Annotated in this window: 19 protein-coding genes; 7 read left to right on the top strand and 12 right to left on the bottom strand. The window is 70.3% G+C overall.

What is annotated here, in order from left to right; translation table 11 throughout:
* Window positions 1-158: 158 nt before the first annotated feature.
* Both ACOZ38_RS34605 and aceB read right to left on the bottom strand, forming a co-directional pair.
* Window positions 159-1,613: an FAD-linked oxidase C-terminal domain-containing protein gene (locus ACOZ38_RS34605; RefSeq protein ID WP_424535245.1), complete on the bottom strand. Its 1,455-nt coding sequence runs from the start codon at window positions 1,611-1,613 to the stop codon at window positions 159-161.
* Window positions 1,610-3,205, bottom strand: coding sequence for a malate synthase A (gene aceB / locus ACOZ38_RS34600; protein ID WP_424535244.1), 1,596 nt, complete (start codon window positions 3,203-3,205; stop codon window positions 1,610-1,612). The genes ACOZ38_RS34605 and aceB overlap by 4 nt, the downstream gene beginning before the upstream one ends.
* 245 nt (window positions 3,206-3,450) lie before the next feature.
* On the opposite strand from aceB, the gene ACOZ38_RS34595 reads away from it, so the two are divergent.
* Both ACOZ38_RS34595 and hflX read left to right on the top strand, forming a co-directional pair.
* Window positions 3,451-4,131 carry a DUF4097 family beta strand repeat-containing protein gene (locus ACOZ38_RS34595; RefSeq protein WP_424535243.1) on the top strand — a complete coding sequence of 227 codons (681 nt, stop codon included), beginning with the start codon at window positions 3,451-3,453 and terminating at the stop codon, window positions 4,129-4,131.
* A 155-nt stretch (window positions 4,132-4,286) separates the two neighbouring features.
* Window positions 4,287-5,693, top strand: coding sequence for a GTPase HflX (gene hflX, locus ACOZ38_RS34590; protein ID WP_424535242.1), 1,407 nt, complete (start codon window positions 4,287-4,289; stop codon window positions 5,691-5,693).
* Window positions 5,694-5,749: 56 nt separating this feature from the next.
* Here the strand turns inward: hflX and ACOZ38_RS34585 are convergent, their stop codons facing one another.
* The 6 genes from ACOZ38_RS34585 to ACOZ38_RS34560 form a co-directional block, all read right to left on the bottom strand.
* Window positions 5,750-7,327 carry a SpoIIE family protein phosphatase gene (locus ACOZ38_RS34585; protein ID WP_424535241.1) on the bottom strand — a complete coding sequence of 526 codons (1,578 nt, stop codon included), beginning with the start codon at window positions 7,325-7,327 and terminating at the stop codon, window positions 5,750-5,752.
* Between the two features lie 69 nt (window positions 7,328-7,396).
* Window positions 7,397-8,770 (bottom strand): ATP-binding protein, encoded by a 1,374-nt coding sequence (locus ACOZ38_RS34580; protein WP_424535240.1) that lies wholly within the window; start codon window positions 8,768-8,770, stop codon window positions 7,397-7,399.
* On the bottom strand, window positions 8,767-9,777 hold the full coding sequence (locus tag ACOZ38_RS34575) for an ATP-binding protein (RefSeq protein WP_424535239.1): 1,011 nt from the start codon (window positions 9,775-9,777) through the stop codon (window positions 8,767-8,769). Before ACOZ38_RS34575 ends, ACOZ38_RS34580 begins: the two co-directional genes overlap by 4 nt.
* Window positions 9,765-10,184: an anti-sigma regulatory factor gene (locus ACOZ38_RS34570; RefSeq protein ID WP_405140293.1), complete on the bottom strand. Its 420-nt coding sequence runs from the start codon at window positions 10,182-10,184 to the stop codon at window positions 9,765-9,767. The genes ACOZ38_RS34575 and ACOZ38_RS34570 overlap by 13 nt, the downstream gene beginning before the upstream one ends.
* The gene (locus ACOZ38_RS34565) at window positions 10,181-10,570 is read right to left on the bottom strand and encodes an STAS domain-containing protein (RefSeq protein ID WP_424535238.1); all 390 of its coding nucleotides are present in this window, start codon (window positions 10,568-10,570) and stop codon (window positions 10,181-10,183) included. The genes ACOZ38_RS34570 and ACOZ38_RS34565 overlap by 4 nt, the downstream gene beginning before the upstream one ends.
* A complete protein-coding gene (locus tag ACOZ38_RS34560) occupies window positions 10,570-11,427 on the bottom strand; it encodes an STAS domain-containing protein (protein WP_424537139.1) in 858 nt (285 codons plus the stop codon). Before ACOZ38_RS34560 ends, ACOZ38_RS34565 begins: the two co-directional genes overlap by 1 nt.
* Window positions 11,428-12,058: 631 nt before the next feature.
* Between ACOZ38_RS34560 and ACOZ38_RS34555 the strand changes: the two genes are divergently transcribed.
* The 4 genes from ACOZ38_RS34555 (at window position 12,059) to ACOZ38_RS34540 (ending at window position 18,279) form a co-directional block, all read left to right on the top strand.
* Entirely contained in the window at window positions 12,059-13,267 is a 1,209-nt protein-coding gene (locus tag ACOZ38_RS34555) for an amidohydrolase family protein (RefSeq protein ID WP_405140289.1), read from the top strand.
* A gap of 94 nt (window positions 13,268-13,361) precedes the next feature.
* Window positions 13,362-14,219, top strand: a complete 858-nt coding sequence (locus ACOZ38_RS34550; RefSeq protein ID WP_424535237.1) for a DegV family protein — start codon at window positions 13,362-13,364, stop codon at window positions 14,217-14,219.
* 248 nt (window positions 14,220-14,467) lie between these two features.
* Window positions 14,468-15,625, top strand: coding sequence for a helix-hairpin-helix domain-containing protein (locus ACOZ38_RS34545; RefSeq protein ID WP_424535236.1), 1,158 nt, complete (start codon window positions 14,468-14,470; stop codon window positions 15,623-15,625).
* A 674-nt stretch (window positions 15,626-16,299) separates the two neighbouring features.
* Complete coding sequence (locus ACOZ38_RS34540; RefSeq protein WP_424535235.1) at window positions 16,300-18,279, top strand: ComEC/Rec2 family competence protein; 1,980 nt, start codon at window positions 16,300-16,302, stop codon at window positions 18,277-18,279.
* 173 nt (window positions 18,280-18,452) lie between these two features.
* Here ACOZ38_RS34540 and ACOZ38_RS34535 read toward each other — a convergent pair whose 3' ends face one another.
* The gene (locus ACOZ38_RS34535) at window positions 18,453-18,602 is read right to left on the bottom strand and encodes a hypothetical protein (protein ID WP_405140281.1); all 150 of its coding nucleotides are present in this window, start codon (window positions 18,600-18,602) and stop codon (window positions 18,453-18,455) included.
* An 867-nt stretch (window positions 18,603-19,469) separates the two neighbouring features.
* On the opposite strand from ACOZ38_RS34535, the gene holA reads away from it, so the two are divergent.
* Window positions 19,470-20,438: a DNA polymerase III subunit delta gene (gene holA / locus ACOZ38_RS34530; protein ID WP_424535234.1), complete on the top strand. Its 969-nt coding sequence runs from the start codon at window positions 19,470-19,472 to the stop codon at window positions 20,436-20,438.
* A gap of 32 nt (window positions 20,439-20,470) precedes the next feature.
* Here the strand turns inward: holA and ACOZ38_RS34525 are convergent, their stop codons facing one another.
* Genes ACOZ38_RS34525 through ACOZ38_RS34515 form a run of 3 tightly spaced genes read right to left on the bottom strand, consistent with a single transcriptional unit; the run spans window position 20,471 to window position 24,913 of the window.
* Window positions 20,471-21,277: an ABC transporter ATP-binding protein gene (locus ACOZ38_RS34525; protein ID WP_424535233.1), complete on the bottom strand. Its 807-nt coding sequence runs from the start codon at window positions 21,275-21,277 to the stop codon at window positions 20,471-20,473.
* Window positions 21,274-22,218, bottom strand: coding sequence for an ABC transporter ATP-binding protein (locus ACOZ38_RS34520; RefSeq protein ID WP_424535232.1), 945 nt, complete (start codon window positions 22,216-22,218; stop codon window positions 21,274-21,276). The genes ACOZ38_RS34525 and ACOZ38_RS34520 overlap by 4 nt, the downstream gene beginning before the upstream one ends.
* Complete coding sequence (locus ACOZ38_RS34515) at window positions 22,211-24,913, bottom strand: FtsX-like permease family protein (protein ID WP_424535231.1); 2,703 nt, start codon at window positions 24,911-24,913, stop codon at window positions 22,211-22,213. The genes ACOZ38_RS34520 and ACOZ38_RS34515 overlap by 8 nt, the downstream gene beginning before the upstream one ends.
* Between the last annotated feature and the right edge of the window lie 29 nt (window positions 24,914-24,942).

Here is a 24,942-nt window from a genome sequence, read left to right as displayed (position 1 = left end):
GGAGCGCGGCTCGATGGCGGGGCCGGGACGCGAAGGTGGGACGCTGCTCGATCGCGAGCCGGGACGGGGGGGTGGGACGCTGCTCGATCGGGAGCCGGGACGGGAGGAGCGGGACGCCGGTCGATGGCGGGACGGGACGGGGGGAGTGGGACGGGGCATCAGAACAGTTCCGCCTCTCCGGAGGCCACCAGGGGATGCACGCCCTTGCGCACCCCGGGGGCCTCGCCGCACAACCGGGGCGTGGGGAAGATCTTGCCGGGGTTGGACAGGCCCTTGGGGTCGAAGGCGCAGCGCACGAGCTGCATGGTGTCCAGATCCTCCGGCGTGAACATCTTCGGCATATATCGGGATTTGTCGACCCCGACCCCATGTTCCCCGGTGATCGACCCGCCATGCGAGATGCACAGGTCCAGGATCTCGCCGGACACCTGCTCCGCGCGCTCCCCCGCCCCCTCCTCGCCGTCGTCGAACAGTACGAGGGGGTGCAGGTTGCCGTCCCCCGCGTGGAAGACGTTGGCCACGCGGATGCCGTATCGGGCGGACAGCTCCTCGATGCCCGAGAGCACGCTCGGCAGGGCCGTCCTCGGCACGACGCCGTCCTGCACGAGGTAGGCGGGGCTGATGCGGCCGACCGCCGCGAACGCCGACCTGCGCCCCTTCCAGATGGCCGCCCGCTCGGCCGGGTCGTCGGCGATTCGCAGCTCGAAGGCGCCGCTCTCCCGGCAGATGCGGTCGACCTGCGCGAACTGGTGGGCGACCTCCGAGCCGGGCCCGTCCAGCTCCACGATCAGCACGGCGCCCGCCCCGGCCGGGTAGTCGCACCGCACCGCCGCCTCGGCGGCCTCGATGGCCAGGGCGTCCATCATCTCGATCGCCGCGGGGACGATGCCCGCGGCGATGATCGCCGAGACGGCCAGCCCGCCCGAGGCGACGTCGGTGAACGCCGCCAGCAGCGTGGTCACCGCCTCTGGGGCGCGCGACAGCCGTACGGTGATCTTGGTCGCGATGCCGAGGGTGCCCTCCGAGCCGATGAACGCGCCGAGCAGGTCGTACCCGGGGTCCATGGCGTCGAGCTCGACGATCTCGCCGTCCGGGGCGACCAGCTCGATCGCGAGCACGTGGTTGACCGTGAAGCCGTACTTCAGGCAGTGCGCCCCGCCGGCGTTCTCCGCGACGTTGCCGCCGATCGAGCAGATCTGCTGGCTCGACGGATCGGGCGCGTAGTAGTAGCCGTACGGGCGCGCCGCCTCGGTGATCGCGAGGTTGGTCACCCCCGGCTCCACGACGGCCCGGCGGTTCTCGATGTCGATCGCAAGGATCCTGCGCATGCGCGAGGTCACGATCAGCACGCCGTCGGTGCGCGGCAGGGCCCCGCCGGACAGGCCGGTGCCCGAGCCCCTCGCGACGAACGGTGTGCCGGTCTCGTCACACGCCCTGACCACCGCCGCGATCTGCTCGGCCGTCTCCGGCAGCACCACGATGGCCGGTGTCGCGCGGTGGTAGGTCAGCCCGTCGCACTCGTACGTGCGCAGCCGCACCGGGTCGGTGATCACCCCGGCGGGCCCCAGGATCGACTCGAAGTGGCCGGACAGCTCGGCCAGGGCCGGGGTCATGGCATGCGGGAGTAGGCCGGGACGGTGAGGAAGTCGGCGAAGTCGTCGTCGAGCGCGACCTCCTTGAACAGCTCCGCGGCCTGCCCGAACAGCGACTCGTCGTAGCCGGGCTCCTGACGGATCTTGTCGAGCTCCTCGGAGATGATGCGCTCCACCAGCTCCTTGGTCACCACCTCGCCGGTGTCGGCCAGCTCGATGTCGTTGTGGATCCACTGCCAGATCTGCGAGCGCGAGATCTCGGCCGTGGCGGCGTCCTCCATGAGGTTGTGGATGCCGACGGCTCCGCTCCCGCCCATCCAGGCGGCCAGGTAGCGCAGGGCCACGTCCACGTTGTTGCGCAGGCCCGCCTCGGTGATGTCGCCGGGCGTCTTGGACACCGCGAGCAGGTCGCCCGCCGAGACCGAGACGTCCTCACGGAGCCGGTCGAGCTGGTTCGGCCGGTCGCCGAGCACGGAGTCGAAGACCTCCCGGCAGATCGGCACCAGGTCGGGGTGGGCCACCCAGGAGCCGTCGAAGCCGTCGCCCGACTCGCGGGTCTTGTCCGTCCGCACCTTCTCGAGGGCGACCTTGTTCACCTCGGGGTCACGCCGGGAGGGGATGAACGCCGCCATGCCGCCGATCGCGTGCGCGCCGCGCCGGTGGCAGCTGCGCACCAGCAACTCGGTGTAGGCCCGCATGAACGGGGCGGTCATGGTCACGGCGTTGCGCTCGGGGAGCAGGAACTCCCGCCCCCGCGTGCGGAACTTCTTGATGACGCTGAAAAGGTAGTCCCAGCGGCCGGCGTTGAGCCCCGCCGAGTGGTCGCGCAGCTCGTAGAGGATCTCCTCCATCTCGAACGCGGCCGGGTAGGTCTCGATGAGGACGGTCGCCCTGATCGTGCCGTGCGGGATGCCGAGCAGCTCCTGCGCGCGGGTGAACACGTCGTTCCAGAGGCGGGCCTCCAGGTGCGACTCCATCTTCGGCAGGTAGAAGTAGGGGCCCTTGCCCTTGTCGATCTGCCGCTGCCCGCTGTGGAAGAGGTAGAGGGCGAAGTCGGCGATCGAGGCGGAGACCGGCCGGCCGTCGACGACCAGGTGCTTCTCGGTCAGGTGCCAGCCCCGGGGGCGGACGACGATGGTGGCCAGCTCGTCGTCGGGCCTCAGCGCGTACGTCTTGCCGCCGGACTCGAAGTCGATCGTGCGGTCGAGCGCGTCACGCAGGTTGAGCTGCCCGTTGACGACGTTCTCCCAGAGCGGGGAGTTGGCGTCCTCGAAGTCGGCGAGCCACACCTTGGCCCCCGAGTTGAGTGCGTTGATCGTCATCTTCCTGTCGACCGGGCCGGTGATCTCGACCCTGCGGTCCACCAGGCCGGGCGCGGGCTCGGCGACCCGCCACGAGTCGTCCTCGCGGACGGCCTTGGTCTCCGGGAGGAAGTCGAGGGTGCCGCCGGCGGACAGCTCGGCCTGGCGGGCCTGGCGGGCGTCGAGCAGCTCCCGCCGGCGCCCGTCGAACTCCCGGTGCAGGGTGGCCACGAACCCCAGGGCCTCGGGGGTGAGGATCTCGTCGAAGCGGTCCAGCAGGGGACCGGTTATCTCAACGCCTTCCATGGCCATCCTTCCATCGCGTTTTCCACTATGCGGAAAATTAGTTCTGAATTATGGAATCGACGCTACTCGAAGCCCGAGTCAGGGGTCAATGTCCGGTATCCCTGAGGGATCCCCAAGGGTCGCCTCGGGGCGTTCCCCGATGGGCGCGAGCCCGGCCGGCGAGCAATCTTGGAACCATGAAGAAGCAGACGCCCCCCGCCGGTACCTCCCCACAGACCCGCGCCTCAAGCGGACGCAGGAGCCTGAGAGGCATGATCGCCGCCGGAGCGGTGCTGGGCACGGGGCTCCTGCTGACCGGCTGCGGCCTGCAGAACATCGGGACCCCCACGAAGGAGGAGACCAAGTCCTACGACCTGGACGGCAAGGTGGCGGTCCTGCGTGTCCAGAGCGGCTCGGGGGCCATCGTGGTCAACGGGTCCGACCGCCCCGGGCTCCACGTGACCGAGACGCTGCACTGGAAGGCGGACAAGCCCGCCACGCGGCATCCGATCTCGGGCGACGTCCTGACGCTGGACTACCAGTGCCCCGGCGGCGACTGGGGATGCGGGGTCGACTACGAGGTGGAGGTCCCGCGCGGCATGCGGGTCAAGCTGGACACCGGCTCCGGCGATATCACCCTGCGGACCCTGTCGGGGGAGGTCGACGCCAAGACCGGCTCCGGCACGATCGACGCCAACGGCCTGGCAGGCAAGAAGGCGGTCGCGGAGACCGGTTCCGGCGACGTCGAGCTGCGCTTCACCGGCGTCCCCGACGACGTCAACGTCAGGACCGGGTCGGGTGCGGGCATCGTGCGCGTGCCGCAGGGCGCCTACCACGTCACCACGGACACGGGGTCGGGGGAGCGGAAGGTGGAGGTCACCAGCGACGACTCCTCCCCGCGAAGGATCCACGTGCGGACCGGCTCGGGCGACGTCCAGGTGCTCAAGATCTGAGGCGGGGCGACCCGCGCCCGATAACAAGGTGAATCCGGATGGTCGCCGTGGCACCATCGGAGGGAAGACATAGACGGGGTCTCCGTGTTGAACTGTGCGAAGCGGTGAGCCCACGAGCGCCAAGGAGCGCCACCATAGCCACAGAGAAGACGTATATGTACAACGACTCCCACGATGACCTCGCCACCGGCGACTACGATCTCGAAGAGCGGCAGGCACTCCGGCGAGTGGCCGGGCTGTCAACAGAGCTTCAGGACATCACCGAGGTCGAATACCGGCAGCTCCGCCTGGAGCGGGTCGTCCTCGTCGGGGTCTGGACCGGCGGCACCGTCACCGACGCGGAGAACTCCCTGCAGGAGCTCAAGCTCCTCGCCGAGACCGCCGGATCCGAGGTCCTGGAGGGCCTGATCCAGCGCCGCCAGCGGCCGGACACCGCCACCTACATCGGCTCGGGCAAGGCCGTGGAACTGCGCGACATCGTGGTCTCCACCGGCGCCGACACGGTGATCTGCGACGGAGAGCTGACCCCCGGCCAGCTGCGCCAGCTCGAGGAGGTCGTCAAGGTCAAGGTCATCGACCGCACCGCCCTCATCCTGGACATCTTCGCCCAGCACGCCAAGAGCCGCGAGGGCAAGGCGCAGGTCGAGCTGGCCCAGCTCAGCTACCTCCTGCCACGCCTGCGCGGCTGGGGTGGGAACCTCTCCCGCCAGGTCGGCGGCAGGGCCGCCGGCGGCGTCGGCATCGGAGGCCGCGGCCCCGGTGAGACCAAGATCGAGCTCGACCGGCGCCGCATCCGCGAGCGCATGGCCAAGCTGCGCCGGCAGATCGGCGGCATGTCCGTCGCCCGCGAGACCATGCGGTCGCGCAGGACCCGCCGCGAGGTGCCCTCGGTGGCGATCGCCGGCTACACCAACGCCGGCAAGTCCTCGCTGCTCAACCGGCTCACCGGCGCGGGGGTGCTGGTGGAGGACTCGCTGTTCGCCACGCTGGACCCGACCGTGCGCCAGGCCCGCACGCCAGACGGCAGGCTGTTCACGCTCGCCGACACCGTCGGGTTCGTACGGCACCTGCCGCACCAGCTCGTGGAGGCGTTCCGGTCCACGCTGGAGGAGGTGGGCGACGCCGACCTGATCCTGCACGTCGTGGACGGCTCGCATCCCGACCCCGAGTCGCAGCTCGCCGCCGTCCGTGAGGTGCTGGCCGACATCGAGGGCGTCAGGGACATTCCCGAGATCGTCATCGTCAACAAGGCCGACGCCGCCGACCCGGTGGCGCTGGCCAGGCTGGCGACGCGAGAGCGGCACAGCGTGGTCGTCTCCGCCCGCACCGGGGCCGGCATCGACGAGCTGATCGCCACGATCGAGCGGGAGCTTCCGAGGCTCGACCACGAGGTGCACATGCTCGTGCCGTACGACAGGGGAGACCTGGTCGCGCGGGCGCACAAGGAGGGCGAGGTGCTCTCGGTCGACCACACCGGGGACGGCACCGTCCTGCACGCGCGCGTGCCCGCCGGGCTCTACCACGAGCTGGAGCGCACCGCCAAGCCGGTCGAGACCGTCTGATCCGCTTGACAGGACAGCCGGCGCGTCAATAGCGCCGGCTGTCGTCGTACGCGGGCCTAGTCGGTCCGCCGGAGGGCCACGACCGCCACGTCGTCCTCCCTCGCCCCGAAATGGTCGATCAGCCGGTCGCAGAACACTTCCAGGTCCTCGTCGAAGGAGGTGGCCATCTGGCGTACGACCTCCAGGCTGTGGTCGAGCGGGATGTCACGGTCCTCGATGAGCCCGTCGGTGAACATCAGCAGCGCGCCCTTCTCGGGGATCTCCAGCCGGTCGACGCGGTACACCTCCTGGGCGGCGCCCATCAGCAGGTTCCCCCAGCCGAGGTAGTGCGCCTCGCCGTCGGACACGATCACAGGGGGGATGTGCCCGGCGTTGGCCAGCTCGACCGCGCCGGTGACGGGGTCGATCAGCAGGAGGCAGACCGTGGCCGTCATGCCGGGGTGGTAGTTGCGCAGCACATCGTTGAGCCGCCCCATGACGCGCCCGAGGTCGTGCTCCTCGACGACCAGGGCGCGCAGGCCGTGGCGGAGCTCGGCCATGATCGTGGCCGCGTGCAGGGAGTGCCCCTGGACGTCGCCGATGCCCACGAGGAGCCGGTCGCCGAGCCGCAGCACCTCGTAGAAGTCGCCCCCGACCTCCACGTTGTCGATCGCCGGCTGGTAGCGCACCGCCAGTTCGAGCCCGGGCGTCGGCGGGATGTGCGACGGCAGGAAGCTGCGCTGCAGGGTGAGCGCGATCATGTGCTCCTCGGCGTACGCCCGGAGCGCGTCCACCGCGAGCGCCAGCGCCTGGCCGAGCTGCTTGAGGACGTTGAGCTCGTCCGGGTCGAGCGGGTCGACCCCTTCGACCCCGAGGTACACCGGCGGGCGGCCCACCTTGGTGCGCGACACGACGGCCGAGACCGCGCCCCTGATCACGGTGTCAGGCAGGACCTCCAGCCAGGCGTCCCTGGACATGGTGAACTCCGCGGTGCCCGACGCGTCGCCGAGGGCCAGCCGCGTCACGCGGTCGAGGGTGTCCTGCGCGGCGCTCAGCAACGTGGCCTGCGCGCCGGGATCGATCACGAAGTAGTGGCGGATCCTGCCGTCGACCGCGATGGCCAGGGCGCTGCTCCGCCGCCCGAGGATCTTGGACGTGCCCTCCACGGCCACATGCAGCAGCTTGTCGAATGTGGTGCTCGCGTTGATCTCCAGGGTGACCTGGGTCAGCTCGCCCAGCCGGTGGGCCATCCGCTCGGCCCGCTGGCGTGCCCTGTAGTAGCGCAGGGTGGCCTGGACGGTGGCGATGAACTCCTCGGGCTCGATGGGCTCGGCCATGTAGGCGTCGGCCCCGCGATCGAGCCCGTGGGCCCGGTCGGCGACCGCGATGGCGTGCGCCGAGATCTGGATCACCGGGATGGCCGTGGTGGCCGGATCGGCCTTGATCCGCTCGCACACCTCGTACCCGTCGATGTCGGGCAGCCGCACGTCGAGGATCACCAGGTCGGGGAAGATGGTGCCGGCGAGGCTCAGCGCCTCCTCGCCGCAGGTGGCCTCCACCACCTCGTGACCGGCCCTGCGCAGCCAGCTTCCGAGGATGTAGCGCTTGGTGGGTGTGTCGTCCACCACCAGGATGGTCGCGGGATTCTCATTCATCTTGCCTCTTTGATAGCACCCGCCCGAACCTGCTCCCGACCACGCACTCCGGGCCCCCGCTCCACGTTCTTACTGTGGGTCCGCCCGATGAGCCGGGTCGGGCTCCTCGTCACGCGCGGGGCCGATCTCCGGCAGCCGTACGGTGACCGTGGTGCCCTCGCCGGGGACGCTGGCCAGGCTCAGGGTGCCGCCGAGCACCTCGGCCAGCCTGCGCGCGTACGGCAGGCCGAGGCCGGTGCCCCGCGCGCGTGTCTGCGCGGAGCCCGGCACCTGGAAGAACTCCTCGAACACGCGCTCCAGGTGTTCTTCGGGGATGCCGATGCCGGTGTCGGCGACGACGAACACAACGTCCTGGTCCTCGCCGTACGCCGTCATGTCGACCGTGCCCGACTCGGTGAACTTCAGCGCGTTGGACAGCAGGTTGCGCAGGATGCGGGAGAGCAGCACCTCGTCGGTCAGCAGGGTCTCCGGCGCCCGGGACACATCGACGGTGAGGAGTACGCCGTCGGCGCCGGTCGTCGGGTGCAGCGTCATGCGGAGCCGCTCCGCCAGGGCAGGAAGGACGACCACGGAGGGCTGAGTGGTGATGTGCCCTGACTCCGCCTTCGCCATGTCGAGCAGCTCGGCGACCAGGGCGAGCAGCGTCTGCGCGGAGTTGCCGATCAGCTCGACCTGGAGGTGCTGCTCCTCGCTCAGCTCCTCGCCGCCGGGGCCGAGAAGCAGCCTGACCAGGCCGATGACCGAGTTGAGCGGGGTGCGCAGTTCGTGGCTGACCGTGGCCCAGAAGCGGTTCTTGGCCTCGCTGGCCTTCCGGAGCTGGGCCGACTTCTCGTCCAGCTCGGCGTAGAGGGCGACCACGCCACGGTTGGTCTCCTCCAGCTCCTCCGAGAGCTGGTTGTAGAGGGCGAACACGCCCTGGTTGGTCTCCTCGAGCTCGGCGTTCAGCCGGAGAAGGCGCTCACGCTGGTTCCTTGAGTCCTCCAGCGCGGCGGCGAGCTCGCGGTTCTGCTGGCGCAGTTCCTCCAGGACCCCGGTGGGCGCCAGCTCGATCAGCTTGGCCCGGATCTCGCCGAGGTGCGGCTCCTCGAGAGCCCGCGCGCCCGGAACCTTCTTGACCAGGGTGATCCGGCGCAGGCCGTCGTCGTGCTGGACGGTGTCCATCAGCCGGCCGGCCAGTGTCACCCCCGCCGGCGCGACGGCCTCGGCGCCCTCGGAGTAGACGATGTCCACGATGAGGCCGGTCAGGTCGTCGAGCCGGAAGGCGACCTCCGCGTCCCTGCAGCCCGTGACGATCTCCCTGCCCACCTCGCTGAGCGCGGTGCCCACCCGGATCTGGTCGAGGTCGTCCAGCCCCACGGCCTCGGCGACCTCGCGTCCCAGCTGCCGTACGGCGAAGACGTCCCTGTCGTCCCGTACGACGAAGCTCAGCAGGTCACGGTTCACGGTTCCGTCCGTATGGCGAGGACGCAGGCGTCGTCACGGCGGATGGCCGAGTCGCGAAGGAGGGTGCCGGCGATGACATGGGACGTGTGCGTGAGCAGGCCGGGGTAGGTGGCGAGGTCCCAGCGTTCGGTCAGCCCGTCGGAGTGCAGGACGACCACTCCGTGCGGCGGGAGCCGGTACTCGAACTCCCTGAGGCTTCTGGCCTTGTGCCCGGCGATCCCCGGCACCGAGGTCATGCCCTGCCGGCCCTCGAAATGGCAGATCCACCCCGAGATGTTGCCGACTCCCGCGTACCTGGCCGTACCGGTCGTACGGTCGACGTGGACGATCGCCAGCGCGCCGCCCCGGGTGTGCCCGATCGCCCGGTGCACGCGCTCCACGATCGCGACGGGGGTGCCCTCGGGGTCCTCCCTGAACACCCGCACGGCCTCGCGCGACGCCTCCGCGGCGGCGACCCCGTGACCGAGCCCGTCGCACATGACCGCCGTGATGGTCCGGCCGCTGTCCTCGAAGGCGAACGCGTCGCCGCTGACGATCTCGTCGCCCACCGCCCGGTACAGGCCGCACACGCGGGACTCGGCCGGAGGCGCGTTCTTGGCCGTGAAGCGCATGGTCAGCACGGTGCCCTTGCCGGGACGCGAGTAGATGTCGTACGCGTCGGAGAGCCGGGTGATCGCTCCGAGGCCGATGCCGAGGGTGCCGGCGGTGGAGTAGCCGTCGCGGATGGGCCCGATGGTGTCGGCCATCCCGGGCCCGTGGTCGATGGAGATGACCTCGATCGACGCCGGCGACGACGGGTGCGGGCGCACGAGCATGGTGCCCGCGGTGGCGTGCTTGACGAGGTTGGAGGCGGCCTCGCTGACGGCCACGGCCACCTGGCCGACGTGCTCCTCGTCGAAGTTCCTGTCCTCGGCGAGCGCGGAGGCGATCCTGCGGGCGGAGCCGATCGCGCTCGCGTCCTCCATCCTGAGCCAGGTGTCCTGCCGCTCAGGGCTCAGCGGGTCCATTTCGTCACCGTCACGACCGTACCCCGGCCGGGCTCGGAGTCCAGCTCGAACTCGTCGACGAGGCGCCGGCTGCCGCTGAGCCCGAGGCCGAGGCCGCCTCCGCTGCTCCACCCGTCGGTGAGCGCGAGCTTGAGGTCGGGGATGCCGGGACCGCTGTCGCTGAACACAAGGCGCAGGCCCCGCCGTGCGCCGTTCTGGACGGCCTCGATGCGCGCGTGCCCGCCGCCCGCGTGGACGAGCGTGTTCCTGGCCAGCTCGCTGGCGGCGGTGACGATCTTGGTCTGGTCGACCAGGGAGAAGCCCAGCTCGATCGCGGACGCGCGCACCTTCTGGCGCACGATCACGACCTCGTCGTTCGAGGTGATGGCGAGCTCTTCGACGGAGTTTCGCGTCGGCGGGTGGCTCACAGCCCGACCGCGGACAGGTCGTCCGACCGCGACGAGGTGTGCCGGCTCAGCAGGGCGATGCCCTTCTCCAGGTCGAGGGCCGTGCGGAGCCCTCCGAGGGAGAGGCCGAGCTCGACGAGGGTGATCGCCACGGCGGGACGCATGCCGACGACGATGGTCTCCGCGTCGAGCATGCGCGACATCCCGGCGATCGTCGACAGCATGCGCCCGACGAACGAGTCGACGATCTCGACGGCCGTGATGTCGATGATGACGCCGACGGCGCTGGTTCCGACGACCCGGTCGGCGAGGTCCTCCTGGAGCGTCAGGACCGCCTGGTCGTCCAGGTCGCCCTGGATCGAGACGAGCAGGATGTCGCCGATCTTCAGGATGGGTACGCGGTCCATCAGGCTTCCTCGGCCCGGACGGCCCCGCGCGTCTGCTTCCTGCCGGCGAGCTCCATGCCGTTCTGCCGCAGCGCGTAGGCCAGGGCGTCGGCGAGCGTGGCCTTGGTGACGATGTCGCCGAACTCGATGCCGAGGGTGACGATCGTGTGGGCGATCTGGGGGCGGATGCCCGAGATGACGCAGCTGGCGCCCATGAGCCGGGCGGCCATCACCGTCTTGAGAAGGTGCTGGGCGACCTGGGTGTCGACCGCGGGCACACCGGTGATGTCGATCACCGCGTACTCCGAGCCGGTGTCGACCAGGGTCTGGAGCAGCTTCTCCATCACGACCTGGGTGCGGGCCGAGTCCAGCGTGCCGACGAGGGGGACGGCGACGATGCCCTCCCACAGCTTCACCACGGGCGTCGACAGCTCCAGGAGCTGTTCCGTCTGGTCGGTGATGATCTTCTCACGGGCGGTCGTGAAGGATTCGAAGGTGTAGAGCCCGAGGCCGTCGATGGTGCGCGACAGCCAGATGAAGCCGCGCAGCGCCTCGACGCCGCCGTCGGCCTCCACGATTTCGTAGACGGCCTCCTTGAGGCCGTACACCGCCATGGCGGTCTCGGTGGGGGTGAACCCCTGCCGGGCGCGCGACCGGGACAGCTCGGCGAGCAGGCCGCGCAGCTCCGCCACGCCGTCCTGGCTGCCCAGAGACCGCAGGAAGGCGGTGTAGATCTCCTGGAGCTCCTCACGCGTGTCCGACTCGACCGCACGGCCGCGAAGGGGCTCGTTGGAGATCTGGACCCAGCGATCGAGGATGCGCTCCCCGTTGTCACGCAACAGTTCTTCGATGTGACGCCTGCTGGTATCGTCCTGCACGGTCAAGACAGCTCCCGGACCAACCTGTGTTTGACGAGCAAAGATAATGCTCTTCAGAGAGGTTACACTGAGTCGACTGAAGATCATCCCATGTCACGGGTACGGGGGGCACGGACCCAGTCTGGGATGAACAGTACGAAACAGTGCAAAAGCGCAACGGCAGTGGGGAAACACGCAAAGGCGCAGCAAAACGACTGTGGCCCGCGAGGCTTGATTATTGCTACGATATGGAAACCCTGACAAGACATTCTGGCGCTGGTTTCGCATGATGACGCGTGTGACTGCTGTTACAGCAGGGGCTTGCTCGGCACCGGGCGTTACCTGGGGGCAGGATTCTCGACATGCCGGGGTGCAGAGGAGTTCGACGCGATACAGGGGGAGACGAACCGGCGTTCTTCTCAATAACCCTGTACAGCGAGCCGACCTGTGAAATAACGTAACTGAACTGAAATCGCCTGGCCATGATCCGGGCGATACCGTCATCGCACAGTTGTGCGGATGAGATCAGGAGACCCCCCAATGACGTCCGGAAACGGAGCGGACCCAGCGGGCGTGGCGCCCGGCCTGAGCTGGGCTGCGGTGGCGTTCCCGGGCGTCTCGACGGCCATCGGCCGGACCGGGCGGTGATGCCATGACGGTGCGACTTCTCACCAACATCGGCCGGCTATGGACCGGCAACGACGTCTGCAGCAATGCCGCGATCCTCGTCCACAACGACCGCATCGCGTGGGTCGGCCGGGCCGCCGACCTGCCGCAGAGCGTCCCCGGAGTCGTCGACGACATCGTCGACGTCGACCAGGTCGAGAACCTCGGCGGCGCGCTGGTGACGCCCGGCCTCATCGACGCGCACACCCACCCCGTGTACGCGGGCAACCGCTACGCCGAGCTGGCCATGCGCTCCGGCGGCTCCACGCCGAGCGCGATCACCGCCGCGGGCGGGGGCATCGGCTCCACCGTCACGGTCACCCGCGGCACCGACCCGTGGACCTTGTGCAACGGCGTCCGCGAGCGGCTGCGCGACTGGCTGCTCAACGGCACCACGACCGTCGAGGCCAAGACCGGCTACCACCTCACGCGCGACGGCGAGCTCGCCGACGTGCGCCTGCTCCGTGAGCTCGAGAAAGAGCCCATGATGCCGCGCGTGCACGTCACCTTCCTCGCCGCCCACGTCGTGCCGCCCGAGTACTTCGGACGCCAGCGTGACTACGTCGAGGCCGTCGGCTCCTGGTGCGCCGACGCCGCCGCGGCGGGCGCCGACAGCGTCGACGTCTACTGCGACGACGGGCACTTCAGCACCGACGAGGCCCGCTGGGTGCTCGCCTCCGGCCGCAACGTCGGCCTGCTGCCCCGCATCCACGCCGGCACCGACAAGCGGCGCGGCGCCGTCCAGCTCGCGGCCGAGCTCGGCTGCGCGTCCGCCGACCTCCTGCACAACACCACCGACGAGGACATCGCCCTCCTCGCGAGGTACGGCGTGCCCGCGGTGGTCTGCCCCGGCACGGCGCTGCAGCAGGGCAACCTCCCTCCGGTCAGGCGCATGCTCGCCCAGGGTGTCACCGTCGCGCTCGGCAGCGACCACAACCCCGGTCACTGCGGCATCACCTCGATGTCCCTGGTGATCAGCCTCGCGGTCGCCGCGTTCGGCATCAGCGTCGGCGACGCGCTCCGTGCCGCCACGCTCGGCGGAGCCACCGTGCTGGGCGCTCCCGACCGCGGCGTGCTCGCCCCCGGCCGCCTCGCCGACATCGTCCAGTGGGACGCCGACCACGAAGGCGCCTTCGCCTGGGGCTTCGGCCTCAAACCCCGCCGCGTCTGGCGCGGCGGCACCCCGGTCCAGTAACCCTGTTCCGTTCTCCGCTTGGGGATCAGTACGGCGTGCTTCGGGAGCCTTGTCGGGCCGCTCGCCGGGCTGTCTCCGCGGGTAGCCTTCGGTCATGTCGCAACCGGTCGTCGTGGTCACCGATTCCACCGCCTGCCTCGATCCCGAGGAGGCCGGGCGGCTGGGCGTCATCGTGATCCCGCTGCAGGTGGTCGTCGCGGGCCGCACGCTGGACGACGTCACGCAGATCGACGCCGAGGGCGTCGCCGTCGCGCTCAGGGAGTGGTCCCCCGTCTCCACGTCCCGACCGGCCCCGCAGCGCTTCGCCGACGCGTACGAACTCGCCGCGGCGCGGGGAGCGGCGGGCGTGGTGTCCGTTCACCTGTCCGGCGCGATGTCCGGCACCGTGGACGCGGCGCGCATCGCGGCCGAGGACGCGTTGATCCCCGTGGAGGTCGTCGACAGCCGTTCGCTCGCCATGGGACTGGGCTTTCCGGTGCTGGCGGCGGTGCTGGCGGCCCGTCGCGGGACCGACAGGCTCGGAGTGGCGGAGGCCGCCCGGGCCTGTGCGGAGGCGACGAAGAGCTTCTTCTACGTCGACACCCTCGAACACCTGCGCCGAGGGGGACGTCTCGGAACCGCGGCCACCCTCTTCGGATCGGCGCTGTCGATCAAGCCTCTGCTGCATATCACCGAGGGGACGATCGCGCCCCTGGAGAAGGTGCGCACGGCAGGCAGGGCGATCTCCCGGCTGGAGGACCTCGCGGTACGGGCGGCGGGCGGCGAGCCGGTCGAGGTCGCCGTGCACCACCTGGCGGCCGCCGGACGAGCACGCACGCTGGCGGACCACCTGACGAAGCGGATCCCCGGCCTGGCGAGGCTCCGCGTGGTCGAGGTCGGCGCGGCCGTGGGCGTCCACGTGGGCCCCGGAATGCTCGGCGTCACCATAACCCCCACCCTCCCCAACGACTGATCTTCAGGGTTACCGTGCCCCCCGGCTTCCGATGTGAGCCTGCGCCCTCCCCCTGATCTTCGGCGCCCCGGTGACCTTCCGGTGAGCCTCCGTCCACCTCGTGATCTTTTGGGTTGCGCCTTCCTCCGCGAGGTCGCGCCATCTCCGTGATCTTCGGGGCTCGCGACCTCCAGCCTCTGCGGCGAGGATGCCCCTTTTCTGCGTTCTTCGTGGTCTGAGGCGGCTATCCACAGAGTCTCGTTCGGTCGATGGGCAGGGGGAGTGGACTGCCTAACGTCGCTCTCGTGCGAACAGCGGACAGGCCCCCAGAGAGCGAGATAGGCGAGTTCCGCCTCCGCGCCCTGGCCCCTCTAGGCCAACCCAGGGCGCCCCGACCACCCGACCACGACGTGCACCCGGCCGAAACGGCACCAGCCAACCAGCTCCGCGCCCTGAACCAGGCACCAGCCGACCAGCTCCGCGCCCTGAACCAGGCACCAGACCCTGCGGCGGCGGCGCGGACACTCCAACCTGCGCCGGATTCCGGTTCCGCCCTCGGAGTCGAGCCCGCTCTCGGACCAGGCGCTGACGCCGCTCCTGGAACGGGCCCCGCGCTCGGCTATGAGCCCGCGCTCGGACTTGGGGGTGTTAACGGCTCTGTGACGGGTTCGGCGCCGGCGGGGTGGGGGCGGTCTGAACCGGTGCCCTTCCATTCCCTTCGGGCCCGGCTGGGCGATGTCGTGTCGCGGCATGGTCCGCTTCTCGATCCTGGGCGGCCGGGCCTTCGTGTGCTGCTGGTTCTGGGCTTGCTGGCGGCCCTGGTCGGGGGTGTCTACGCGTGGAGATCGCGCCCGGTGGCCGAGCCACTTGGGCCGCCGATCCCCCAGGGCATATCCCCAGGCGGTTCGACCCCTCAGGGCGGTCCGATATCCCAAGGTGGCCAGGTCCCCCTGGGTGGTTCGCCGGCGCCCTATCCCGCTGCGGCACCGTCCCCGACCGCACAGGTGATCGTCCAAGTGGCCGGGAAGGTACGGAAACCAGGCGTGATCACCCTCCCCAGCGGATCGCGGGTGGCCGACGCGGTGAACGCCGCCGGAGGAGTGCGTGCGGGCGCCACAGCCGGGGGTCTCAACCTCGCTCGAAAGCTCACCGATGGTGAGCAGATCATCGTCGGCGCGCCCAGCCGTCCCGGCCTCGCACCGATTCCCCCATCCGATCCCACCGTCGGCATGGACGTCCCGCTCGATCTGAACGCCGCGACACCCGCCCAACTGGAGACGCTGCCCGGCGTCGGAGAGGTGCTCGCCACCCGCATCGTGGAATTCCGCCAGACCCACTCCGGGTTCCGCAGCATCGACCAACTCCGCGAGGTCACAGGCATCGGCGAGCGAAAGTTCGCCGATCTCCGCGACAAGGTACGCGTATGACGCCCCATCCCGGCTACAACGCGAAGCCGCAGCCAGGAGCGGCGAGCTCGGTCACGGTACCGAAGACCGAAGAAACGGCGCACCACGAGGAGGGGCGCAAGGAGGGTGAGGCTGATCCACGGCGCAGCCATGGTCAGGAGCATTCCCTGCGACTCGTGCCGTCGGCGCTCGCGGTGTGGGGCACCTCGCTCGTGCTGCTGGGTTGTTCCGTTCGCACCGATGTGATCACGGCTGTGCTCGCCCTGACCGCCATGGCGGCGATCGCATTTCGGACGCGTGGCGGCAAGCCGCACGCGAGGACAGACCCTCCGCCGCGCGCGAGGACAGACCCTCGGCCGCGCGCGAGGACAGATCCCCCGCCACCTTCACCCCGGCGATCCTCGTCACCGCCATTTGGGCCACCAATCGGTGGCGGGTGGTTCTCGCTGGGGCGTGTTCTGGGGACGCTGAGGCGTGTTCTGGGGAGGGGAGCGGGGGGTCATTCGGGGATTCAGTGGAGGAATACGGCTCTTGCTGTGCTTGGGTGTGTCGCCGGCGTCTCGGGGGCGGTGGCGTTCCGAGTTCACGCCGTCAGTACGGGTCCGGTGGCCGAGCTCGCTCAGAGACGCGCAGCCGTCACGGTCGAGATGACGCTCACCGCCGATCCGCGAGTCCTTCCCGGCCATCGTGGCACCGTGCGACACGATCGCGTGATCGTGGAAGGCTCGGCCGAGCTCGTCGAGGCCTACGGAGCACGCTTCTCGACCAGGGCACCGGTGGTCGTGTTCGCCCAGGGAAGTGAATGGATCGATCTGCTGCCCAGCCAGCGGGTACGGGTCGGCGGCAGGCTGAGCCCGGCGGATCCCGGGGAGCTCACGTCCGCGATCCTCACGGTCAGAGAGCCGCCCAAGGTCATGAGCGGTCCATCCCCACCACAACGGGTCGCCGCGGCCCTGCGCACCGGGCTGAGACAGGCCGCGGGCGTCCTTCCGCCGGCCGAGCGAGGGCTGCTTCCCGGCCTCGTCGTCGGCGACGTGTCCCTGCTGGATGAGCAGGTTAAATACGACCTGAAAACGGCAGGTCTCAGCCACCTCACCGCGGTATCCGGGGCGAATCTCGCCGTTATCGCCGGCATGGTGATCGCCTTGGGGAGGGTGGCAGGGCTGCCTCTGGCCATCCGGGCGATTCTGGCGATCATGGCCATGCTGGGGTTCGCCGTGGTCGCTCGTCCGTCGCCGAGCGTGCTCCGTGCCCTGGTGATGGGCTCGGTGGCGGCCGTGGCGCTCGGCACCGGGCGTTCCAGGGACGGTGTCGCCGCCCTTTCCGCGACCGTGCTCGGATTGCTCCTTTTCGACCCGGCGCTGGCCAGGGAGTACGGCTTCGGGCTATCGGTGTTCGCGACCGGAGGCATTCTGGTGCTCGCGCCCAGGTGGCGCGACCGCATGGCCCGGCGGATGCCTCGCTGGGCGGCCGAGGCGATAGCGGTGCCCTGCGCCGCCCAGGCGGCCGTGACACCCTTGCTCGTGCTCATGTCTGGGCAAATGGAGCTTGTCGCCATCCCGGCCAACCTGCTCGCCGGACCGGCCGTGGCACCAGCCACGATTCTGGGCTTCGCGGCGGCGATGGTGGCCCCGGGCAGCGTCGAGGTGGCCCGCTGGCTCGTACGGCCGGCCGGGTACGCGGTCGGCTGGATCATCTGGGTGGCGCGAGAGGCTGCCGCTCTGCCCGCCGCCACCCTGCCGTGGCCCGGGGGAGCGGTCGGTCTTCTCCTGCTCGCGGCCACCGCCTTGGTCGCGTGGCTCCTGCTGCGCCGCGCGGCCTGGCGCCTCGTGGTGTGCGCCATCGCAGCCGGGTCGGTCCTCGCGGCGTTGCTCGTACGGCCACTGGTCACGTCGTGGCCGCCTCGCGGATGGCTCCTCGTGGCCTGCGACATCGGGCAGGGGGATGCGCTCGTCCTGTCCGCGGGGGCAGCGCGAGCGGTGGTGATCGACACCGGTCCGGATCCCATGTCCGTGGACCGATGCCTTCGCACGCTCGGCGTGAGGCAGGTGCCGTTGCTGATCCTCACCCACCCGCACTTCGACCATGTCGGCGGCCTGGACGGGGTGTTTCGCGATAGGTCGGTGGGGGCCGTGGTGGTGAGTCCGGGGCACGAGCCGGGGCAGGAGAGAGCGCGGGTGTCCGCCGATCTCGGTCGCCGCCACGTGCCAGAGTGGGTGGCATCTCCGGGCATGGCGTGGAATCTCGGTCCCGCCTCCCTGAGCGTCCTCGGGCCCGTGCCGGAGGTGGTGGCGGCCGGGCCTGGGGAGGGTTCGATGGCGAACAACGCCAGCATCGTGATCCATGTCCGGTGGGCCGCCGGTTCGGCTCTGCTGTCCGGGGACGTCGAGATAGAGGCCCAGGCTGAGCTGCTGCGGCGTGGCCTGCCCGCGGCCGACATCCTCAAGATCCCCCACCACGGGTCCGCGCGCCAGGATCCGGCTTTCCTGGCGGCCACAGGGGCCCGGGCCGCCCTGATCAGCGTGGGCGCGGACAACGACTACGGCCATCCGGCCCCGCTGACGCTCGACCGCCTGCGTGGTCTCGGCATGCGCGTCTACCGAACCGACCAGGGAGGAGACCTCGCCGTCATATCCGCCCACGGCCACCTCGCGATAGTGCCCCGCCGCCACTGATCCCAAGGGCGTAGTCGGTCCCCACCCAGCGAGACGACCGCGCGAACTTGTCCCCAAAGTGGCGAAATCATCGCGGTTAGGTCAGTTCAGGTGGATCGCCGCGAAGTTCGCAGACCTTGGGCCGGGACTTGGGCCGTGGGGGGATCGGCGTCAGGGGCCGGGGTCGGCGGTGTTCAGGCGGTCGTGCGCTTGGCGCGGAACTCGGTGTTGAGGTCGGCGGCGTAGATCGAACGACGGCACGCGGCGCAACGGTAGAGGATGGGACCGTCGTCGAGCATCGCTCCGCAGCGAGGGCAGTCGTGGCGGTTCGGATTGGTCTTCATAGCGGTGTCACCTCCTCTTTCGCTCTTCGTCGCTTCCAGATTGGCCGAGGGTGCCTGCAGTCGGATTGCCGATGGCTTGCACTGTTACCAGTGGTAAGCCAGCGAGATCCTGTGGCGGCAGAGCCCGCACAGCAATGCCGCGGATCACCACAGAGTGGGCGTTCGTCCGGCACTTGCCAAGACTCGGAGGCTCGACTCCGGGGTCTTGCCGGTGCGAATACCGGATGTCGGCTCCGGCCGTACGGGCGTAGCCCGTCGGTACCCAGAGCCTGGTTGAGGGGCCGAGGGAGCATTCTTGTTCGAATATCGCGCGCCCGCGTGGCAGCACTTGTGGTGCATTGACACCGGCCTGGCCTCAGCCCCCGGGGCGGCCGGCTCTCAATGAACGGATCCACCCGCCCGATTCCTGAAAACGCGCCCTTGGCACCGTCCCGGGTTGGAGCCCGGCGCCTGGTCTTGCACGGCGCGGTACTCCGACTCCAGAGCCGCAGAGGGGAGGGCCCGTTTTCCGAAGGGCAAGTCCAGGTTACAGCGTTTTACCTGGTAGTTGCCTCGGCAGCCGGGTAAAGACCTTCGGGCGACCGCCTCGGACTGGAGAGACGGACCGATCACCAGCGGCCCGGGGGAGTGTGTACGAGATCGTCGTTCCTGGGCAAGCGGTCGAGCGGAGACGCCCCGGAGGACGGATCGTCGTTCCTGGGCAAGCGGTCGAGCGGACACGCCACGGAGGACGGATCGTCGTTCCGTGGAGTCCGCCGTTCGTACGGTGTCCCGGGGTTGGCAGGTGGGCGGAGTGGTTTCGAGCAGGGCTCTGGAGGTTGGTGGCCGGGTTGCCGTTGGGTCGTACGGACATGGGATGCTGCTCGCATGGCGACGGATCCGGCCCTTGTAACCCTTGTTGTCGGCGACGAGGAGCTGCTCGCCGACCGGGCGGTGAGCTCGGTCATCGCGGCGGCGCGTGCCGGTGACCCCGATGCCCAGGTGCACGATCTGGTCGGTGGCAAGGTCGAGGCCGGCGAGCTCACCCGTCTGACGTCGCCGTCCCTTTTCGGGGACCGCGCCATCGTGGTGTTCCGGTCGGCGCAGGATCTCGGCAAGGACGCCATCGCCGAGGTCGTGGCCTACAGCAAGAGGCCGTCCGACGATGCCGTGGTCGTTCTCGTGCATCCGGGCGGCGTGAAGGGCAAGGCGCTGGTCGACGGCCTCAAGAAGGCCGGTGCCGCCGTCATCACGGTTACCAAGCTGACCAAGGCCGGCGAACGCCTCGACTTCATCAAGGCCGAGATGAGGAACGCCGGACGCTCGATCAGCGCATCCGCCGCCCAGGCTCTCCTCGACGCCGTCGGCAACGACCTTCGGGAGCTGGCCGCGGCGTGCGGCCAGCTCGCCTTCGACACTCCGGGGAAGGCCGTCGACGAGACCGCCGTCGCGCGTTACCACCGGGGCCGGGCGGAGGTCAGCGGGTTCACCGTCGCCGACAAGGCGGTCGAGGGCAAGCTCGGGGAGGCGCTCGAGCAGCTTCGATGGGCGCTGGCGACCGGAGTCGCCCCGGTGCTGATCGTCAGCGCCCTGGCCGGAGGGGTGCGGTCGCTGGCGAAGGTGGGCAGCGCCCCGCGCAACCTGCGCGGTGGGCAGCTCGCCAGCCATGTCGGTATGCCCCCGTGGAAGATCGACCGGGTGAAGCGCCAGCTCAACGGCTGGGGGCCGGAAGGCATCGCCCGGGCCATGCAGGCCGTCGCGGTGGCCGACGAGCAGGTCAAAGGCGGCGGCACCGACCCCGCCTACGCTCTGGAGCGCATGCTCCAGGTCATCGTCACCAGCCGCACCGGCCGCTGAACCGAGGCAACACGGCTCCCCGGTACCGCCGCCTAGCCCGGCACCCTGCCATCGGTTGCGACCATCCTCGGGGTGGAGGGGGAGACGAGGGCGCCGTCGTGGAGTTCGAGTACGCGGTCCGCCAGGGTGATCAGGCTCGGGTCGTGGGTGGCCACCAGGGCCGTGACGCCCTCGCTGCGTACCACGGCGCGCAGGAGCTGCATGATCTGCCGCCCGGTCTGCGAGTCGAGCTGTCCGGTCGGCTCGTCGGCGATCAGCAGTCGCGGCCGGTTGGCCAGCGCTCGGGCGACCGCGACGCGTTGCTGCTGGCCGCCGGAGAGCTCGTAGGGCCGCTGGTTCGTGTGCTTCTCCAGCCCGACCATCGACAGGAGCATCCGGATGCGCTCCTCGCGCTCGGCGGCGGGCGTGCGCAAGAGGCGCAGCGGCACACCGACGTTCTCCGCCGCCGACAGCACCGGGATGAGGCCGAACGACTGGAAGATGAACCCGATCACGTCGCGCCGCAGCCCGAGGAGCCCTGGTTCGGGCAGTTCGGTCACCGAATGTCCGGCGACGACCACGTGCCCGCCGTCCGGGCGGTCCAGCCCACCGACCAGGTTGAGCAGCGTCGTCTTCCCCGAGCCGGAGCGCCCCCTGATGGCGATCAGCTCGCCCGGGTACGCCTCGAAGGAGACGTCGTGCAGGGCGACGACCTCCTTGGGCCCGCTCCGGTAGACCTTGCGCAGCCCCTGGACGACGACCAGCGGGTCATCCCCGGACCTCCGCCCGGCAGGAGCGATAACGGCCCCGTCATCCGGATGCTCGGCCGATCCGGGGGAGTGGCTTGGCTGGGTGGTCACTGGGGGTCCTCCGGGCGGGGCTTGTTCGGCCATACTCCGATGTGGTCGCGCTCGAGCTCCAGCCGTACCCGGCGTTCCATGTCCAGCGCGTTCGTGAAGTCCCTGGGGAGCTGGAGGCGCCCCACGCGGTCGAGGACGGCGTACTCCTCGGCGATGATCTCGCCGCCCGCGGACTCGCGGCGCAGCGTCTCGCTGCTCGTGCGCCCGTCACGGATGCCCACCGTGCGGTCGACCTGCTCCGACACCAGCGCGTCGTGCGTCACGACCACGGCCGTGACGCCGAGCTCCCTGTTGGCCTGGCGCAGCGCGGCGAAGACCTGCTCGGAGTTCTCGGTGTCCAGCTCGCCGGTGGGCTCGTCGGCCAGGATGACCTCGGGATGGTTCGCCAACGCGACCGCGATGGCCACCCGCTGCTGCTCCCCGCCGGACATCTGGTCGGGCCTGCGGTCGGCGCAGTAGCCGACGCCCAGCAGTTCCAGCAGTTCGTCGGCCTTCGCCAGACGGTCGCGCTTCCCGCCGAGGCGCATCGGCAGCCGCACGTTCTCCCGGGCGGTGAGGTACGGCAGCAGGTTGCGCGCGGTCTGCTGCCAGATGAACCCCACGACCTCCCGGCGGTAGCGCAGCCGGTCCTTGGCCGTCATGGCCAGCAGGTCCGTCCCGGCCACCCGCGCGACGCCGGCGGTGGGGACGTCCAGCCCCGACAGCACGTTGAGCAGCGTCGACTTGCCGGACCCGGACGCGCCCACGATGGCGATCAGCTCGCCCTTCTCGATCAGCAGGTCCAGGCCCTGGAGCGCCACCACCTCGACGCCCTCGGTCTTGTAGATGCGCACCAGGTTGTCGCACAGGATGTGCGCGTGCTCGCCGAAGGCCGGTCGCACGTGTGAGGCCTGTGCCTCCAGCTCGGAAAGCGTGGGGGTGTCCAGATCCAACTCAGTCACCTACTCGGAGGATGGAGCCCAGCGACCGGCGGCGGCCGATCACGGCGTGCAGGAACGCGCCGGCCACGGCGACGGCGGCGAGCCCGGCGGCCAGCAGGATCGGCGTGGTGAGGCTGAGCTCGTACGCCTGGACGGACAGGTCGCCCGCGTAGACGCCGAGGTCGAGGCCTGGGCCGAGGGCCGGCGGCAGGCCGAGGCCGAGCAGGAGCCCCGCGCACGCGGTGAGCACGATCAGCGGGGCGATCTCCAGCACGGTCAGGCTCGCCGCCTGGCGTTCCGACAGCCCCAGCGTACGGAGGAACGACAGCGCCCGCACGCGTTCGGCGGCGCCGACGACAAGGGCGATTATGACGGTGAGCAGCGCGTACACGGCCAGGGCGATGGTCACCACCAGGAAGCTGTTCTTGACGGTGGAGGTGAGCGGCGACCGGTTGACCTTGTCGAGGGCCTCGTCGAAGGTCGACACCACGATGTCCCGCCGGTTGCCCGCCGCCGCCCTCAGCGCCGCCCCGTCGATGTGGTCGCCCTCGATGAGCAGGGTGTTGGTGTACGTCCGTGCCCCGGCCCGCTTCGACGAGTCGTACGGCATCACGATCAGCTTGTCCTGGGCGAAGGTCACGCCGGCGAGGCCTCCGGTGATGACGCCCTGCTTGGTGAGCCTCATGCGGATGTGCCAGCCGATGTCGAAGCTGGTCAGATGCGACAGATCGGGTGAGACGAGGACGGGGATGGCGGGAGGCGGCAGGTCCGGCGGCGCGGGCGGCACGCTGAGCGGGGTGCCGGCGACGATCCTGCGGTAGGCGTCGAGGTCCACGGCGAGGACGGTCGTGGTCTTGCTGCTCAACCCGATCTGCGCCACGCCCCTGTCCGCCTGCACGATCGTGCGGACGCCCGGTACGCGGCGGATCCGCTCGATGACGCCGGGCGGGATCTCCGCCGCGCCGTCCACCCGCGCGCCGGCCCCGGTGGCGATCCAGGCGGCGCGGTGCTGCGTGGAGTCCAGGGTCGCCCCGACCACGGACCCGTACACCGAGACGGCCAGCGCCGGGAGCAGGATCAGCACGGGCAGCGCGGTGACCGACCTGGCGCGGGCCGCCAGGGTCAGCCCGACGAACGGCACGGCGGGCCGCGCCCGCGCGGCGAGCCAGACGATCAGGCGCAGAGGGTACGGGTAGCACCGCAAGGTGATCAACGCGACGGCCACGGTGAGCGCCGCGGGGACCACCATCAGGAACGGGTCGGAGCCCAGGGCGGCGACCCCGGTGGTGAGCCCCCGGCTGCGCAGCAGGTAGGCGCCGCCCAGCGCGAGCGCGACGAGCACGATCTCCAGCATCGCCCTGCGGGGGGACGGCCGCCGGGCCGCCACGTCCTCGCGACGTTCCTGGAGCGGCCTGCGGTGCACGACCGCGACCCGGACGGCCGCGAACGCCACCGTGGTCAGCACTATGAGCAGAGGGGCCACGTGGACGATCCGCGTCACGGGACCGGGCAGCAGGAAGGACAGCCCGTACCCGGCGAGGGCGGCAGGGACGACGGTCAGCGCGACCGTGCCCACGACCGCCCTGATGAGCTCCTCCATCGAGGCGCCCCGGGCACGGGCCAGGGAGAGCCCGGCGCGCATGCGCTCGGTCATCAGCTGCACGGCGAGCGCGAGGACGCCGGCCGCCACGACGACGAGGCCGCCGAGGATGAGGAACATCAGCGCCTGAGCGGTCGCGAGCCGTTTCAGGAAGTCCGTCAGTACCCGGTCCAGTGCCGTGTCCAACTGGAGCTCGGAGAACCCGGCGACCAGCCGGTAATCGGTGATCGAGCCGGCGTTCGTCCGGACCAGGAAGGATCGGTACTCGTTCAGGCCCTGGATCACGTCTGGCGCGTTGCGGGCGTCGACGGCCGGGGTGCTGACCGCGATGACCCAGCTGTAGTTCAGGTCGCGGTCGTCGCCGTTGAGCTGCCGCAGGCCGCTCTCGCCGGTCAGCGCAGTGATGTACTGCTCTTCGGTGTCGGCGGGAGTGCGCCGTACGCTGACCTGGACCGCGTCGAGGTTGTGCACCCAGTACGGGTCGGCGGCGGCCACCGGCTCGAACAGGCCGGTGACGCGCGCGAGCGCGGGATGGCTGTTGCCGAGCACCAGGGTGGTGCCGACGGGGATGGCCATCTTCTCGGCGGCGCTCTTGACGAGCGCGATGTCGAACCGCTTGATGTCCTTCAGGTTCGGATGCCCGGGCACCCTCGCCACGATGGCCGGCGGCCCCGGCGGGCTTCCCTCCACGTAGCGCACGCGCTTGTCGAACCCTGACAGCCAGGCGAGGTTGACGAACTGCGCCGCCGGCTGTGGGGACCCGATGCGATCGGCCACCGGGGTCCCGTACGTCTTGGCGGCGAAGTGGCTGTCGTTGCCGGCGCCGGTGTCCAGCACGGAGTTGAGGGCTGGCGGCAGGCCCGCACGCAAGTTCTGGTCCTTGGCCTTGAACTCCGCCTCGCTGGTGAGATTCTGTTCGGGTAGTCGCGGCTGCAGCCTGACGACCACGTCCCTGAGGCTCGCGGCCGTGTCGTCCATGATGCCGTGCAGGGACTCGTCATACGAGGCCTCGAAGCCGCGTGGCAGGCCGGCGACCAGCAGCGACGCGCTCAGGCCCAGCAGGGCGAGCAGGGCCGCCGCGCCCCGGTGGACCCTGAGCAGGAGAAGGGGGTTCATCGGTCCTCCCCGGTGCGGGCCGGCCCGCC

Origin of the sequence: Sphaerisporangium viridialbum, from assembly GCF_049674955.1 — a bacterium.
GTDB classification, from domain to species: Bacteria; Actinomycetota; Actinomycetes; order Streptosporangiales; family Streptosporangiaceae; genus Sphaerisporangium; species Sphaerisporangium viridialbum.
This window is presented reverse-complemented; position numbering and strand designations above follow the sequence as displayed.

Bases quoted from the DNA above. Each gene is read 5' to 3' on its own strand.
- ACOZ38_RS34550 (WP_424535237.1), top strand. From the start codon at position 13,362: ATGTCGCAACCGGTCGTCGTGGTCACCGATTCCACCGCCTGCCTCGAT.
- ACOZ38_RS34585 (WP_424535241.1), bottom strand. From the start codon at position 7,327: ATGAATGAGAATCCCGCGACCATCCTGGTGGTGGACGACACACCCACC.
- hflX (WP_424535242.1), top strand. From the start codon at position 4,287: ATGTACAACGACTCCCACGATGACCTCGCCACCGGCGACTACGATCTC.
- ACOZ38_RS34535 (WP_405140281.1), bottom strand. From the start codon at position 18,602: ATGAAGACCAATCCGAACCGCCACGACTGCCCTCGCTGCGGAGCGATG.
- ACOZ38_RS34565 (WP_424535238.1), bottom strand. From the start codon at position 10,570: ATGGACCGCGTACCCATCCTGAAGATCGGCGACATCCTGCTCGTCTCG.
- ACOZ38_RS34595 (WP_424535243.1), top strand. From the start codon at position 3,451: ATGATCGCCGCCGGAGCGGTGCTGGGCACGGGGCTCCTGCTGACCGGC.
- ACOZ38_RS34575 (WP_424535239.1), bottom strand. From the start codon at position 9,777: ATGGACCCGCTGAGCCCTGAGCGGCAGGACACCTGGCTCAGGATGGAG.
- holA (WP_424535234.1), top strand. From the start codon at position 19,470: ATGGCGACGGATCCGGCCCTTGTAACCCTTGTTGTCGGCGACGAGGAG.
- ACOZ38_RS34515 (WP_424535231.1), bottom strand. From the start codon at position 24,913: ATGAACCCCCTTCTCCTGCTCAGGGTCCACCGGGGCGCGGCGGCCCTG.
- ACOZ38_RS34605 (WP_424535245.1), bottom strand. From the start codon at position 1,613: ATGACCCCGGCCCTGGCCGAGCTGTCCGGCCACTTCGAGTCGATCCTG.
- aceB (WP_424535244.1), bottom strand. From the start codon at position 3,205: ATGGCCATGGAAGGCGTTGAGATAACCGGTCCCCTGCTGGACCGCTTC.
- ACOZ38_RS34545 (WP_424535236.1), top strand. From the start codon at position 14,468: ATGGGCAGGGGGAGTGGACTGCCTAACGTCGCTCTCGTGCGAACAGCG.
- ACOZ38_RS34555 (WP_405140289.1), top strand. From the start codon at position 12,059: ATGACGGTGCGACTTCTCACCAACATCGGCCGGCTATGGACCGGCAAC.